Here is a 13,755-nt window from a genome sequence, read left to right on the forward strand (position 1 = left end):
ATCAATTTCCAGCCGCAGAAAACATGCGTCTGAAAATCGATTTGTGCTCTGTGAGGGATATTACTGTTTTAAAGTCGCTGCGCGACGGCACTAAAGGGTAAGGCCGCTTCGGCACACCGGTTATGAGAGGAACTTTTATTCGAAAAGGCACTCATAAAAGTTCCTCTCGTGCGCCTCCTCGGCTTTACCGTCCAGCAGAAATTATTTTTGAAAGAATACTTAACATTTCTCAGCTGGACTGTTTGTACTTACGGATTCATTCTATATTAGATCATAAATCGCAGTTTTGGCCCTGTCAAGCATTTTGACAGTATTTTAAAATTCCCGAATCTCTTGGGCAAGACAAAAGGGAATGACAGACCCGGCATCCGTTTCCTTATACGCTTTTTCCTCGTGCATATAATCCACAATTTCTTTTGCTTTAAAGCTCTTGAACTTTTCAATTACCTTTTCTAAAATCTCCTTCTCCCATTCACTGATAACAGAGTAGTCTGCCTGTTCGCAGGGATAGATATGGAGCATGGGTTCATAGCTATAGCTTAATTCCTCCTGGACATTCAGCTTTTCCAGATTCATCAAGCTATAATGTCCAACGGGCAGGGCTCCCATGGGCTCGTGCCTATATACCAGCCCGGTCATTGCTCTTCCCCTGTTCTTATAGGATAATGCGTCCGCATACCAAAGCATTTTCATAAGCTTTACTTTGAACAGGTTTGAAACCCTCTCTGCAAAATAAGAAATAACTGCTTCGATTTTATCAATATCCAATCTTACAAATCCATTTGAATCCGACAGTTCCTCAAAATTGGCATACTCTCCCTCCAGAGCCTGTCTTGTAAGAAATTCTTTTCCATAGGAATCCAGTTTTTCAACGATTCTTGAACGGATTTCCAATCTCTTTAAATCCGGAAATTTATCTCCGTTCTTTTTCAGAAACTCCAATGCTTGCAGGGGATTGTCTTTCATAAGACGGAGCATTGTGTCATAGGCTTCTTCCTGGATAGCTTTGCTTTCATATCTTGATATGGTTGCCTCTCCCCAGCCAAGAAGCTTTGCCAGATCTACCTGGGACAATCCGTAATTCTCCCGAATGGCTACAATCTCCCCGGAGGTGAGCAGCCCATGCTTTATCCGGTAGGCGTTGCGTGCATGGAGCAGGTTTTCATTTGTCATAGAGCCGGATTCAAATTCATGCTCTTCTCCGTCTCCATTTGCACAAAAATAAAACCGTTCTTCATAGGTTACTGCTTCGCCCTTGATTGTGACTGCCGCCAGGCGTTTTCTTTCTTCTACTTCATGGATTGTGTCACATAGGGGACAGTTCATGTGAATCTTTTTTATCACTGTATAAGCTTCCATTGTCTTACCTCCATTCTCCATTCCAGTTCCGTAATATCTGTTAAGCGTATGGAAATGACATTTTTTCTTTGGCATAGTGGAATGACACGCATAATACATGTTTTCTCCTGTTCCCTTTTACCTTTACTTTCATGTATATCTGCTTTTCCTTGATCTCTTTTCCGAAAACAAACAGCAGGGGAGGATTCAAATCATCTTTGTCAATAAGTGTCTCTGCATATTCTTCCAGCGTCAGTTCTTTTAATCTGTTAATAACGTCGGATACATCATAATCTAAATCTAATAATGTATATGGCGTTGAAAAGGGTTCTTCCTCTTTTTTCTTTTTCTTACGAATTAAAATGATGTCTGTGTCTGCATTAAAATCATTGTCACAGAGAATTGCATTAAGCTTCTCCAAAAAGTTTATAACTTCATTCTTTTTCGATTGTATGCTGAGCTTGATTTGATTCACCTCCAACAAGTTCGCTATCAATTGATAGTGTAACAATCAATTGATTGGATGTCAAGTTTAAATGGGGTTTTTATTATTTTGTTCCAGCAATATGCTGGAATGAAGGATTTTGAAGTGTTAGGATCTTCGCTTTGTTTTGCTTAAAGTATTTGCCCTATTAAAGCTCGATCAGCTCTTTGGGGGAGCTTGTCAGGTTTCGGATTCCGTTTTCTGTGATTACGGTCATGTCCTCAATGCGGACGCCGCCGAAGCCGGGGATGTAGATACCGGGCTCTATGGTTTCTATTATGCCGGGTCTCAGGATTGTCTGATCCTTGGGGGACAGGGCTGGCTTTTCGTGGATTTCCAGGCCTACGCTGTGGCCCAGGCCGTGGCCGAAGTATTCTGCGTATCCTGCCTCTTCTATGACTTTTCTTGCCAGTCTGTCGCCTTCGGCTCCTGTCATGCCGGCCCGAAGGCCCGACAGTGCTGCCTCCTGGGCTTCCAGTACGATCTTATATATCTCTTTTTGCTTCTGGCTGGCTTTTCCGATCACGATGGTTCGTGTCATGTCAGAACAGTAGCCCTGATATCTGCAGCCAAAGTCCAGAGTGAGGAAGTCTCCCTTTTCCAGTGCCTTCTCGGAAGGTACGGCATGGGGCATGGCGCTGTGAAGACCGGAGGCGGCGATGGTGTCAAAGCTTTTTTCCTGGGCTCCGTGGCTCTTCATATAGTATTCCAGCTTTGCGGCTATCTCAAGCTCTGTGATGCCTGGCTTTATTTCTGTCAGAATGTAGGAAAATGCTTCGTCGCCAATCTGCTCGGCACGGGAGAGCTTCTCTATCTCTTCTTCCTCTTTCACTGCCCGAAGCAGGGACAAGTCTTCTCCAAGGGGAACCCACCGTTCTTCTTCCTTTCCGCCTTCCTGGGCTTCCTGGAGCTTTTTTACGGTCTGCCAGGTCATTACGCCGTCCTCAAAGCCCAGACGTGTGGCCTTATCCTCCTCTAAAAGCTCTTTTAAGAGAACGCCGTATCCCCGCTCGCCTTTGATCGTCCGGACCTCGCTGCCCTTTCCTTCCTCTTCTGCCTGGAGGGTATAGCGGCTGTCTGTGAGGATTACCTGTTTTCTGCCGGACAGATACAGATAGCTGTCTGTACCTGCAAAACCGCTAAGATAGCGGATGTTGGCCGGGGATGCGATGAATGCCGCATCCAGTCCCTTTTCTTTTAATAAGGTTCTTGCTGCCTGGATTCTCATTTTTCTATTAACCTTCTTTCTATGTTCTTCAAGTATCACTTTTCCCGGCTTCTATGCCGCCGGCGCACGGATGCTTTCTCCGGATGCTCCGCCTAAGAAGAATTCCTCCTCTGCCTTCGCAGATAGCAATACAAAACCGGCTTCTCCAGGTAACGCTTCAGTACAATCTGTATCTCTTCCCTAGGGTTCATAGGCTTCACCAGTATAGAGTACATTCCTGCCCGGTTCGCTCCCCAGATGTCTGTAAAAAGCTGATCTCCTACAAAGAGGGTGTCGCCCTTATGGGTTCCCATGCGTTTCATGCCCTCCTGATAGCCTCTGCGCCTGGGCTTTCCGGCCTTATATACGTACTGGGTTTTCAGGGCATCGGCAAAGGGCGTCACTCTTGGCTCCTTGTTGTTGGAAATCAAGCAGGTGGAAAAGCCCAGCTTTCGTAAACGCTCAAAAAGGGCGATGCTGCGCTGGTCAGCCGGGGCATCATGGGGAACCAGCGTGTTATCCACATCAAAAAGGACGCCGCGGTATCCTGCCTGATACAAGCCTTCAAAATCAATCTCGTAGGTGGAAGCGATATACTCCCTGGGATACAGGCCGCCAAAAACGGAAAAGCCCTTTGGAAGCTCCGACACAAGAATTCCCCCCACAATCAGAACGGCTCCCGTCACGCCTGCCGCCGTAACCGGCTCCTTCAGTACAATTGCCGCACAGACCATGGTCACAAAGGGGTTCAGATAGATGTAATTGTTGGTGTTCACTACCCCGATCCGTTTGATGGCAATATTCCAGGTAATGTAGCAGACAGCGCTTCCAAGCACCCCCAAAAACAGCAGGCAGAATATAACGTCTCCCCTTACAAGAGGCGAAAGCGGCGGAAGGCCCTTCCCCCATAGAGCGGCGGGCGCTGTCAGCAGCAATGCATAAAAGAGCATTTTCCTTGTTAAAATCCAGTTGTCCATATGCCCCACATAGCTTTTGAGAAGCACGGAGTAGACAGCCCAGGACAGGGCTGCCAGAAGGGAAAGGGCATCTCCCAGGGGATTCAGCTTCAGCACAAAGGTTCCGTTAAACACCACCAGCACAACGCCTGCAATGGCAATGAAAAAGCCTGCCCACGTCCGCCCGGACAGTTTCTCGTCCCTGGTAAATAAATGAGCCAGAACAGCCGTAAAAACAGGGGCCGCCGCCAGGATAATGCTCACATTGGCGGCCAGGGTATAGGTCAGGGCCGTATTTTCAAAATAGTAATACAAAGTGATGCCGGAAAGGGAGAGGGCAAAAATCCCCAGCTCCTCCTTCACTCCCCCCGGCTTTTCCACTTTCCGGGTATAGAGCATCAAAACTACCCATGCGATAAAGAAGCGCATCAGCATAATCTGAAGCGCATCGTAATGATTGAGCAGGGTTTTCGTCGCCACAAAGGTCGTACCCCACACGGTAATGGTAAGCAGGGCAAGGATATGCCCTGCTGCCTTTTTTCTGTCTGTCGTCATTTCCAAGTCTCTTTCTGTCTTAACATGTTTATTTATAAGCTGCCGGGACATTATTTATCCAGCATCTTCTTTAATTCGCTTAAAAATGTATTCACATCCTTGAATTCCCGGTACACGGAGGCAAAGCGCACATAGGCCACGGAATCTAAGTCCTTCAGCTTGTCCATCACCATTTCCCCGATGACGCAGCTTGCTATCTCCCGCTCCTCCCGGTTAAAGATCTCGCTCTCGATGGCGTCGATCACGCCGTTAATGTCCTTCAAGGGCACAGGACGCTTATGGCAGGCACGCAGGATACCGTCCTCAATCTTGCTTCTGTCATAAGGCTCCCGGTTATTGTCCTTCTTAATCACAATAACGGGAATCGACTCAATCTTCTCATAAGTAGTAAAGCGTTTCCCGCAGGAATCGCAGAGACGGCGGCGGCGGATGGAGCTGTTATCGTCTGCCGGTCTGGAATCAATGACCCGGGTGTTCTCCTGGCTGCAATATGGACATTTCATAGCGTATCTCCCTCTTTTCTCCTGGCTCTTCCGCAAAATCACTTCTGTGGCAGACATCCGGGCACGCCTATGCCCCGCCAAAAGAAACAGATTTTCCGGCATTTTGCTGTAATCTGGCAAACCGCCCTCCACAAGAGCGATGCATCTATCTAAGTATAGTACATGTTCTTCTTTTCTGTCAAACCTTATGTAAAACATTTCTCCACTTCGATTCTGTTTTCAAGTGTTCCTCCAAAGCCGCAAAGTTCACACCTTTCCCCCTGAAAGCATATGATAAGGAAAGACCTTCCAGGGAGCTTCCCATGACCTTCTGTGAACTACGTGAAAAAGACGTTATCAATATCTGCGACTGCAAACGCTTAGGCTGTGTGTCGGATCTGGTATTCGATCCGAAAAACGGCTGCATCCAGGCCCTTGTAACCTCCAGCAATGAAAAACTCTGGGGACTTCTTGGAAAAGACTGCGAGTATGAAATCCCCTGGTGCAAGATCAAACAGATTGGGCCGGATATTATTCTGGTAGAACTGGAGCACGATAAGGGACGCCCTTGATATTCTATCCAGATATACTTAAGGCTGCCGGGAAATAAGATTTCGGACTTTTCTGATATCTTATCTCCCGGCAGCCTTAAGTTTTTATACTTCCTTATTCAGCTGTCAGCAATGGGCCTTTATTCCCCATTCTTTCATAATCACATACATCATCAGATGGTTCAGAATCAGATGCATATCCTCCACCAGCTGCATATTTCCAACCGGCACATGGAAGGTAAGATCCGTTATCTTAGAAACCCTGCCGCCGTCAAAGCCTACCCATCCTATGATTTTCGCCCCCTGCTCTTTTGCATAAGTAAGGGCGTTTATCACATTTTGGCTGTTGCCGCTTCCGCTGATGCCGATGACCAGATCCCCCGGCTTTACCTTATTGCGAAGCTGGAACGAAAAGATATCCTCATAGCCGATGTCGTTTGCTATGGCAAGCACCGTAGGCACGTTGTCGTTCAGGCAGCATATCCGGAATTTCTTATCCGTATATTCGGAGATTCCCTTGTTAAAATCATTGGCCATATGGGAGGCCGTGCTGGCGCTTCCTCCATTTCCGAACACATAGACCGTCGCCTCCTTTTCATAGGCCGACACCAGTTCCTTCAGCAGCTCGTTCACAAGCGTGACATCCAGTTCCTTCAGCAGTCTGATTTCTTCATCCACATAATTTTTAATCGAGCCTGTATAATCCATATGCGTTCAATCGTCCTTTTTACTGAAAATCCGCTACATTGTCTTTGGTCACAAGGGTACTGTCAATATTGAGGCTCTCTGCCTCACTGCCGCTTAAGAGCGCGTCAACAATTTTAATCGCTTCCACGGCGTATCCTTTTTCATCCTGCTTTACGGTTGCGCCCAGACGTCCCTCGGATACTGCCTGCAGGCCGCCCTCAGTTCCGTCGATAGCAAATACCTTTACCTGATCCTCCTTGCCAGCCATCTCGATTGCCTCAACTGCACCCATGCCCATGTCATCATTTGCCGCCAGAATCACCTTCAAATCCGGATAAGCCACCAGCCAGTTCTGTGCCACGGTCATTGCATTGTCTTTGGACCATTCTGCCACCTCGGTTGCCACCAGGGTCGCACCCTCCTTTGCCTCAATCGCATCCTTAAAGGCCTTTACACGATTCTCGGAATGGAAGTTTCCTGTAGGGCCGCTTAAGATTGCAACCTCCGCATCGTCACAGAAGCCCTGCTCAATGGCATAGTCCACTACAACCTGTCCCTGCTGATAGGGATCTGCGTCCACATACCAGCTCGCTCCGTTATCTTCAATATGCCCCGTCGTAACTACCACGTAAATGCCTTTGTCCAGAGCTGCCTTTACCACTTCTACCGAAGCCTCTGCATCTACCTGCTGGAATACAATGGCATCATATCCGGCTGCCGTGCAGGTCTCGATCTGATCGTTCTGGGTGGCTGCCGTATTTTCGGAATCAAAATAGTCTACCGTGAACTTGTCCGCATACCCCTTTGCCGCTTCCTCAAACTGTTCTTTTACAGAAAGGCAGAAGGTATCTGTAAAACTCTTGCAGAGGAATGCTACCTTGTAGGCGCCCTCACTGCCCTCTGCCGCATCCGCCACATTTTCCGCCGCCTCTTCCGCCTCCGCAGGCGCCGTTTCTTCTGTCTCTCCCTCGGCCGGAGCCGGTGCATTGCTGCTCTCCTTGCTTCCGCCGCATCCGGCCATGGCAGCTGCCATTACCACCGTAAGTAACACTGCTGTCAACTTTCTCTTCATATTCTTCATCCTCCTTTTTTATTCATTAACCCTTACAGGATTAATTTCACCCTTTTGCTTTTCCTACTCTTTTTTTCCTTTGGTCACAATATCCAGAACCACTGCGGCTACGATAATCAGTCCGGTGATAATCATTTGATAATAGGACTGTACCGACTTCAAGGTTAAAATGTTGGTGATAACGCCGATGATAATGGAGCCAATCACACTGCCGTAGATGCTTCCCACGCCGCCGGACAGGCTTGCGCCGCCGATAATAGCCGCCGTGATCGCATCAAACTCCAATCCTTCCGCCTCTGCAGGCTGTCCGGAATTCAGTCTCGTCATAAACAGCGCTCCTGCAATCCCCACAAAAATCCCGTGAATCAGATAGGTTTTAATAATTGTCCATTGATTGCTGATACCTGAGGCCGTAGCTGCTTCCGCATTGCCTCCAACTGCATAAATATACCTGCCCAGGCGCATTTTCTTTAAAACAAACCAGGTAACTGCAATGCAAAGGAACATGATTAGCACGGAATAGGGCACGATTCCCTGTATCCTTCCCTGGCCCAGCCTGGAAATATTTCCGATGTTATAGATCGGGGTTCCCCCTGTATAGATATAGCAGATGCCTCTTCCTGCCTTCATCATGGCAAGGGTTACGATAAATGCCGGTGCATGAAACTGCGTCACAATCACTCCGGAGAGAAAATTCACTGCCATTCCCACGGCGACCGCCGCCAGCACGGCCAGAATTCCCGCCAGCATGCCATTCATGCCTCCCTCGGCCAGATTTTTATATGTTCCTACGCAGATACATCCCGTCAGCGCTACCACTGCGCCCCCGGACAGGTCTGTCTGCCCGGCTATAATCAGCAGGGTAAGTCCGCAGGTAAGAATCGTAACCACTGCAATCTGCGACAGTAGATTGACGACATTTGCCTGGGACAGGAATACCGGCGAAATTACAGAGCACACAACCAGAAGCCCCAGCAGAATAACGACAATACCATATTTATTGTAAAATCCTATGAGTTTTTCTTTGTTTCCCATCTTATTCTCCATTCCCTCCCACTGCCATGCTCATAACCGTTCCGGGCGTCGCTTCCTCTCGGGACAGCTCGCCGGCCACCCTTCCCTGCCGGATAATCAGAATGCGGTCGCTCATTCCCAGCAGCTCTTCCATATCAGAATTGATCATAATGATTGCCATTCCCTGATCCGTCATTTCGTTCATCATTTTATAGATCTCATACTTTGTTCCCACATCAATCCCTCTGGTGGGTTCATCCATAATCAGCACTCTTGGAGCTACCGCCATCCATTTGGCCAGAACTACCTTCTGCTGATTTCCACCGGAGAGAGTTCTGGTCTCTACCGCCGCAGAAGGCGCTTTGATAGCAAATCTCTGCATCATATCATGGACGATTCTCTTTTCCTTGGAAAGAGGGATGACTTTCTTCTTAAATACATGCTTCAGCGCCGCCATTGCAATGTTTTCTTTAATGTCGCGAAGCAGAACCAAACCGTATCGGCGGCGATCCTCCGAGACCATGGCAATCCCCTGCCGGATGGAATCATTCACATTGCGAATCTCCATCCTCTGCCCTTCACAGTACAGCTCTCCGCTGTCTTTTGGGTCAAGTCCTATCATGGCCCGGGCGATTTCCGTTCTCCCCGCGCCGACCAGGCCGGATATCCCCAGAATCTCTCCCTTTCTCACTTCAAAATTAATGTCCTCAAAGATGCCCTTTTTATTAAAATTCTCAACCCTAAGCAGGACTTCTCCTATCTTCGGATCCCTGGGCGGAAAAACCTCTTTCATTTCCCGTCCTACCATTTTCTCAATCAGCGCCGCCCTGGAATACTCCGACGCCTTTCCGGTCATAATGTGGGCTCCGTCCCGGAATACCGAAATGTAATCCGCAATATGGAATACCTCGTCCAGCTTGTGAGAAATAAAAATAATCGTGATCCCCTGCTTTTTCAGCTCAAATATCTTCTCAATCAGGTATTTTACTTCTTTTTCCGTAAGGGAAGAGGTCGGCTCGTCCATCAAAATAATCTTGGCGTCGCAGGACACTGCCTTGATGATCTCGATCATCTGTGCATCTGCAAGGGACAGCTCTTTCATTTTCAGATTCAAGTCATAGGACAGCCCCTGATCTGACAGGTATTTTTTTGCTTCCCCCATCATCCTTTTATCATCCAGCGCAATCTTAAGAGGGCCGGATGCTTCCCTTCCCAGGTACATATTCTGCACCACGGTCATCTCCGGGATAATATTCAGCTCCTGATGAATCATGGCGATTCCTTTCAGTCTGGCCTGTGCGCTTCCCTTGGGATTCCAGGGCTTTCCGTCAAATTCAATCATTCCTTTTTCCGGTTTGTACAGCCCGTCAATCACCTTCATCAGTGTGGATTTTCCGGCACCGTTTTCTCCCACAATGCAGTGGATCGTTCCACGTTTAATTGAGAAGGAGACATCGTTCAGCGCCTTGACGCCTGGAAATTCTTTGGAAATATTCTTAAATTCCAGTATAGTATCTGCTTGCTTACTCATTCCTTCCTCCATCTAAATCCCGTAATGTTCCGCCCCTGCATCACCGGGCCCTTTCATCTGCTCCTGTCAGCAGCAGCGTTCCTGCCAGCACCACGTCCTCATCCAGCTCACTTTTGACGATCCGATATCTTCCCTTGCAGTTCTGGTACACGTACTGTTCCGTATAGCGGCGGATCCGTTCGAGCAGCGGCTCCCCAATCAGCGAAACACCTCCGCCCACAGCAATCACCTCCGGGCTGTAAAAGCACAAAACATTACAGAGAGCGATTGCAAAATACTCCGCCATCTCTTCCAGAATCTTAAGGGAAAAAGCATCCCCCTTGTGAATTCCCTGGCCCCACATCCGGCAGTCCAGCTCCTGCTGCCTGTGTCCGCACAGCTCCAGGAGTATGGAATCCTCCGGTATCGCTTCGCGCCTCAGCCTTGCCTCAATTCCCCACCCAGAGCAGATGCGCTCGATGTGATTCACCGGATAGATAGAGTTTCCCTGATAACAGGGATCGTACAGATAACTCTGGCCGAATTCCGCCACGCCGAACCCCTGGCCGTCAAAAAGCTTCCCGTCTATTACGATTCCGCCTCCCACGCCGCTTCCGATATTGGTGTAAAAGAAAATATTCGTCCCCCGCCCCGCTCCCAGGCAATACTCTCCCCAGGCAGCGGCATTGCTGTCATTGTACAGGCGTGTGGGAATCCCTGTCTTTTCTTCAAAATACTGCGCCACCGGAAAATTCCCCCAGCCGTCGATCTGCGCCGACCAGATTGCCGTTCCGGTTGACGTATGCACCGGCCCGCCAAAGCCGATTCCGATTCTGCAGATTGTTCCGCCCAGCTCCGCCGCTTTTTTTATCAGAGACGGCAGCGCTTCTGTTACCCGGTCAAGAATTCCTTCAAATCCTTTTTCCCGTTCCACACAGGTGCGGTATCGATAAAAAATCTCTCCCTTATCTGATCCCAGCACTAACTGAATCTTCGTTCCGCCGGTCTCAATCGCCAATATAAAATGCTTCTTCATAGTAACGGCCCTCTATTCCTCCATCGGCGACACAATGGCTTCGATATTTTCCGCCAGAATGTGTGCATAAATCATATGAAGCTCCTCTACCCTTGTCACTTCATCGGAATCCACCGGTATCCAGATATCTGCCAGCTCTTTCATCCTTCCGCCGCTGCGCCCTGTGATTCCGACTGTCGTTATCCCAAGCTCCCCCGCCTTTTCAAATGCCTTTACGCAGTTCTTTGAATTGCCGCTGGTGCTGAAGGCCCAGAGAATATCACCCTTTTGCCCAAAGGCGGAAAGCTGCCTTGAAAACATCTCCTCCGGACCGTAATCATTCGTCAGAGAGGTGATTGCAGAAACATTGTCCGTCAAAGCAAGAATCCGATAGCTTTCTCTGTTCCAGTTTTTCAGATGGCACAACAAGTCGTTGGCAATATGGGAAGCCGTCGCCGCGCTCCCTCCGTTGCCGCACACGAAAATGCAGCTCCGTCTTCCAACTGCCTCTGCCGACACTTCTATGCACTTCTCCAGAGGCTGTATATACTGTTCTTCATGGGTCATCAGGCTTGCCACAAGGCTTTCTGCCGCTTTTTTAAATGTACTTTTCATACTCTTATCTCCGGATATCTTTATCTTATTCAAATAATTAAATTAACTTATGCGAATAAGTTAATTATGATTATATTTAGTTTTATCGCTAAAGTCAATAAATATTTACATTTTTCGTGTTTTTCAGACATTTTCACAAAATAACTTATTTGTTTTTAGTAACATTTTCGAATAAGTATGGGCGTAATTAATTTATCTGCTTTTATTGATTTTGCACTTTTCTGCGTGTATAATAAAATCTGTATAAAATTGCCTCCTGCAGCCCACAGAAGCTGTCTTACTTCCTGACGCAGCGCCCTCTGAAAAAAAGAGAGCGTATTTCCTGTGAGCTGTGGATTTGAACAAATTACTGAAAAGAGACTGTCATGGGAAAAATAAATAAGAAATTTGAATATATATATGATGATTTAAGAATCAAAATAGAAAACCGTACTTTTCTTCCGGAGGACAAGCTTCCCTCCGAAAGCGAACTCATTGAACAGTATGGCGTCAGCCGCTATATGGCCCGGAAAGCTCTGGAACAGCTTGAGACAGACGGGCTCATCTGCCGTTTCCAGGGAAAGGGCTGCTTTGTCCGCACCTTAGCCGCCCCCATGCCCTATATCAGCAATTCCAGACAGATTCTTCTGATTGCTTCCCGGGCGGAACATTTTTATTTTCTGAAAAGCATCAACGGCATCGAGCAGGCCCTTCAGGATACCGGCTACACACTAACTATTAAGCTGTCCAATTACAATCCCAAGGCGGAGGCCTCCCTTTTGAAGGAAGCATTTCAGAATGACTATGCCGGCATCCTTCTGTTTCCTTCCGACAGCGCCCACATCTATACGAATCAGTTTTTGTACCGCTATATAGAGGCAAACCGGATTCCCTGCATTTTCATGGGCAACCGGATTCCCTTTCTCAATATTCCCAGCGTGATCACCGATGATTATATGGGCGGAAAGCTGGCTGCGGAATATCTTATCCGGAAAGGGCACACTTCCTTTGTATCCATTATGAACAGCGAAGAATATTCTGGGTGTATGCGCTACGCTGGTTTTACGGAAGCACTCAACTACAGCAGCGCACCCGTCACCTTTGAATCGGTTCTGTGGTTCAGCCATAACGAAAAGGAATCCATCTTTTCTGCGGACGATTCCAGAATTCTGGAGCTTGCCAAAAAGACAACCTCCTTTTTCTGCTTCAACGACAGCGCCGCCGTCAACCTGTACCAGCTGCTCACCCAGTCCGGCTGCCGGGTACCTGAGGATATCTCCATCATCGGCTTTGACGATTCCTACCTGTGCGAGACAAACCCGGTGAAGCTTACCTCCCTTCACCAGGATCCGACCCACATCGGTTACACCGCCGCCAGAAATCTGCTGCGGATTATCGACGATCCCTCTTTTGAGGGCAGCATGGTATTCCAGCCATATCTGGTGGAACGGGACTCTGTCTGCAGTATTTTGCCGTGAGTTTCCGGTTATATCACATCCACAAACATAACCCCTTCAATCTCCGACAGCTTCTGCAGATACTCCTGCTTATTCAGCCTGTAGGGAATATAGATCGTCATGCGGATCGTAAAGGACTGCCCCCCAGTCTTAGGCTTGTCCACATCATACATATCTATCTTACATCCATCCGCCTTCAGCCTGCTAAGCAGGACAGACGCCGTCCTGTTTTCCTCCCCCTCTATGTACAGCCTGGCATATCTGGAATACTGATAAGCCTTCTCCTCAACAAAAGGCAGTAAATGCAGCCCCACCAAAAGAACCACCGTCACCAATATCGCCCCATCCACAAAACCAATACCAGCCGCCAGCCCCACACAGGCACAGATCCAGATACTGGCCGCAGAAGTAAGCCCCTTCACCTGACGCCCAGCCACAATAATAGAGCCCGCTCCCAGAAATCCCACGCCGCTCACCACCTGAGCCGCCATCCGCGAGATATCCGTACTCCCCGGAAATACAATATCCATATACTGAGCCGTCATCATCACCATAGCCGCCCCCAGACACACCGCAGCATCCGTCCGCGCCCCTCCCCCTCTTTTCTTGGCTCCCCGATCAATCCCAATAAGCCCCCCAAGCAGCAGCGCCGCCGCCATCCGCAGCAGCACATTCCTCAAGCTCCACTCCGTCAACGACACAAAAAACATACCAATCCCTCCCCTTCATCATTCTCCACCTACATTCTACCCCAAACCCACCCCAAAAACAACCAAAACCCAAACGCTCCCCCTTCTTCCCACCCCCACAGTCAGGGGATGAAGCCGAATAAG

At 48.4% G+C, this 13,755-nt stretch carries 14 protein-coding genes and 1 pseudogene; 2 read left to right on the forward strand and 13 right to left on the reverse strand.

Translation table 11 applies throughout. The features are described 5' to 3' along the window. Positions 1 to 315: 315 nt before the first annotated feature. The 6 genes and pseudogenes from VV089_RS10415 to nrdR form a co-directional block, all read right to left on the reverse strand. Positions 316 to 1,359 carry a type II TA system antitoxin MqsA family protein gene (locus tag VV089_RS10415; RefSeq protein ID WP_172544729.1) on the reverse strand — a complete coding sequence of 348 codons (1,044 nt, stop codon included), beginning with the start codon at positions 1,357 to 1,359 and terminating at the stop codon, positions 316 to 318. 40 nt (positions 1,360 to 1,399) lie between these two features. Beyond that, on the reverse strand, positions 1,400 to 1,813 hold the full coding sequence (locus tag VV089_RS10420; protein ID WP_334335825.1) for a hypothetical protein: 414 nt from the start codon (positions 1,811 to 1,813) through the stop codon (positions 1,400 to 1,402). Between the two features lie 157 nt (positions 1,814 to 1,970). Continuing rightward, the gene (locus tag VV089_RS10425; RefSeq protein ID WP_334335826.1) at positions 1,971 to 3,050 is read right to left on the reverse strand and encodes a M24 family metallopeptidase; all 1,080 of its coding nucleotides are present in this window, start codon (positions 3,048 to 3,050) and stop codon (positions 1,971 to 1,973) included. A gap of 92 nt (positions 3,051 to 3,142) precedes the next feature. Further along, positions 3,143 to 3,679 carry a YqeG family HAD IIIA-type phosphatase gene (locus VV089_RS10430; RefSeq protein WP_442891541.1) on the reverse strand — a complete coding sequence of 179 codons (537 nt, stop codon included), beginning with the start codon at positions 3,677 to 3,679 and terminating at the stop codon, positions 3,143 to 3,145. A 9-nt stretch (positions 3,680 to 3,688) separates the two neighbouring features. Beyond that, positions 3,689 to 4,591: pseudogene (locus tag VV089_RS10435) on the reverse strand (DMT family transporter); the annotation flags it as partial. Beyond that, positions 4,591 to 5,043 (reverse strand): transcriptional regulator NrdR, encoded by a 453-nt coding sequence (gene nrdR / locus VV089_RS10440; protein ID WP_172544746.1) that lies wholly within the window; start codon positions 5,041 to 5,043, stop codon positions 4,591 to 4,593. The gene nrdR and the pseudogene VV089_RS10435, both read right to left, overlap by 1 nt. A 302-nt stretch (positions 5,044 to 5,345) precedes the next feature. Here nrdR and VV089_RS10445 point away from each other — a divergent pair, with 302 nt between their 5' ends. After that, positions 5,346 to 5,594 (forward strand): PRC-barrel domain-containing protein, encoded by a 249-nt coding sequence (locus VV089_RS10445; RefSeq protein WP_172544726.1) that lies wholly within the window; start codon positions 5,346 to 5,348, stop codon positions 5,592 to 5,594. A 105-nt stretch (positions 5,595 to 5,699) separates the two neighbouring features. Here the strand turns inward: VV089_RS10445 and VV089_RS10450 are convergent, their stop codons facing one another. The 6 genes from VV089_RS10450 to VV089_RS10475 form a co-directional block, all read right to left on the reverse strand. Next, complete coding sequence (locus VV089_RS10450; protein WP_172544725.1) at positions 5,700 to 6,281, reverse strand: SIS domain-containing protein; 582 nt, start codon at positions 6,279 to 6,281, stop codon at positions 5,700 to 5,702. 19 nt (positions 6,282 to 6,300) lie between these two features. After that, positions 6,301 to 7,332: a sugar ABC transporter substrate-binding protein gene (locus VV089_RS10455; protein WP_334335827.1), complete on the reverse strand. Its 1,032-nt coding sequence runs from the start codon at positions 7,330 to 7,332 to the stop codon at positions 6,301 to 6,303. A 63-nt stretch (positions 7,333 to 7,395) separates the two neighbouring features. Then, entirely contained in the window at positions 7,396 to 8,367 is a 972-nt protein-coding gene (locus VV089_RS10460) for an ABC transporter permease (RefSeq protein ID WP_334335828.1), read from the reverse strand. Position 8,368: 1 nt separating this feature from the next. After that, entirely contained in the window at positions 8,369 to 9,877 is a 1,509-nt protein-coding gene (locus VV089_RS10465) for a sugar ABC transporter ATP-binding protein (protein ID WP_334335829.1), read from the reverse strand. A gap of 40 nt (positions 9,878 to 9,917) precedes the next feature. Then, entirely contained in the window at positions 9,918 to 10,892 is a 975-nt protein-coding gene (locus VV089_RS10470) for an ROK family protein (protein WP_334335830.1), read from the reverse strand. Between the two features lie 12 nt (positions 10,893 to 10,904). After that, the gene (locus tag VV089_RS10475) at positions 10,905 to 11,486 is read right to left on the reverse strand and encodes a D-sedoheptulose-7-phosphate isomerase (protein ID WP_334335831.1); all 582 of its coding nucleotides are present in this window, start codon (positions 11,484 to 11,486) and stop codon (positions 10,905 to 10,907) included. A 365-nt stretch (positions 11,487 to 11,851) separates the two neighbouring features. On the opposite strand from VV089_RS10475, the gene VV089_RS10480 reads away from it, so the two are divergent. Further along, positions 11,852 to 12,943 (forward strand): GntR family transcriptional regulator, encoded by a 1,092-nt coding sequence (locus tag VV089_RS10480; RefSeq protein ID WP_172544719.1) that lies wholly within the window; start codon positions 11,852 to 11,854, stop codon positions 12,941 to 12,943. 8 nt (positions 12,944 to 12,951) lie between these two features. Here the strand turns inward: VV089_RS10480 and VV089_RS10485 are convergent, their stop codons facing one another. Continuing rightward, on the reverse strand, positions 12,952 to 13,632 hold the full coding sequence (locus tag VV089_RS10485; protein ID WP_334335832.1) for an MgtC/SapB family protein: 681 nt from the start codon (positions 13,630 to 13,632) through the stop codon (positions 12,952 to 12,954). Positions 13,633 to 13,755 lie beyond the last annotated feature (123 nt).

The sequence above is a fragment of the Candidatus Merdisoma sp. JLR.KK011 genome (assembly GCF_036941125.1).
Lineage (GTDB): Bacteria > Bacillota > Clostridia > Lachnospirales > Lachnospiraceae > Laedolimicola.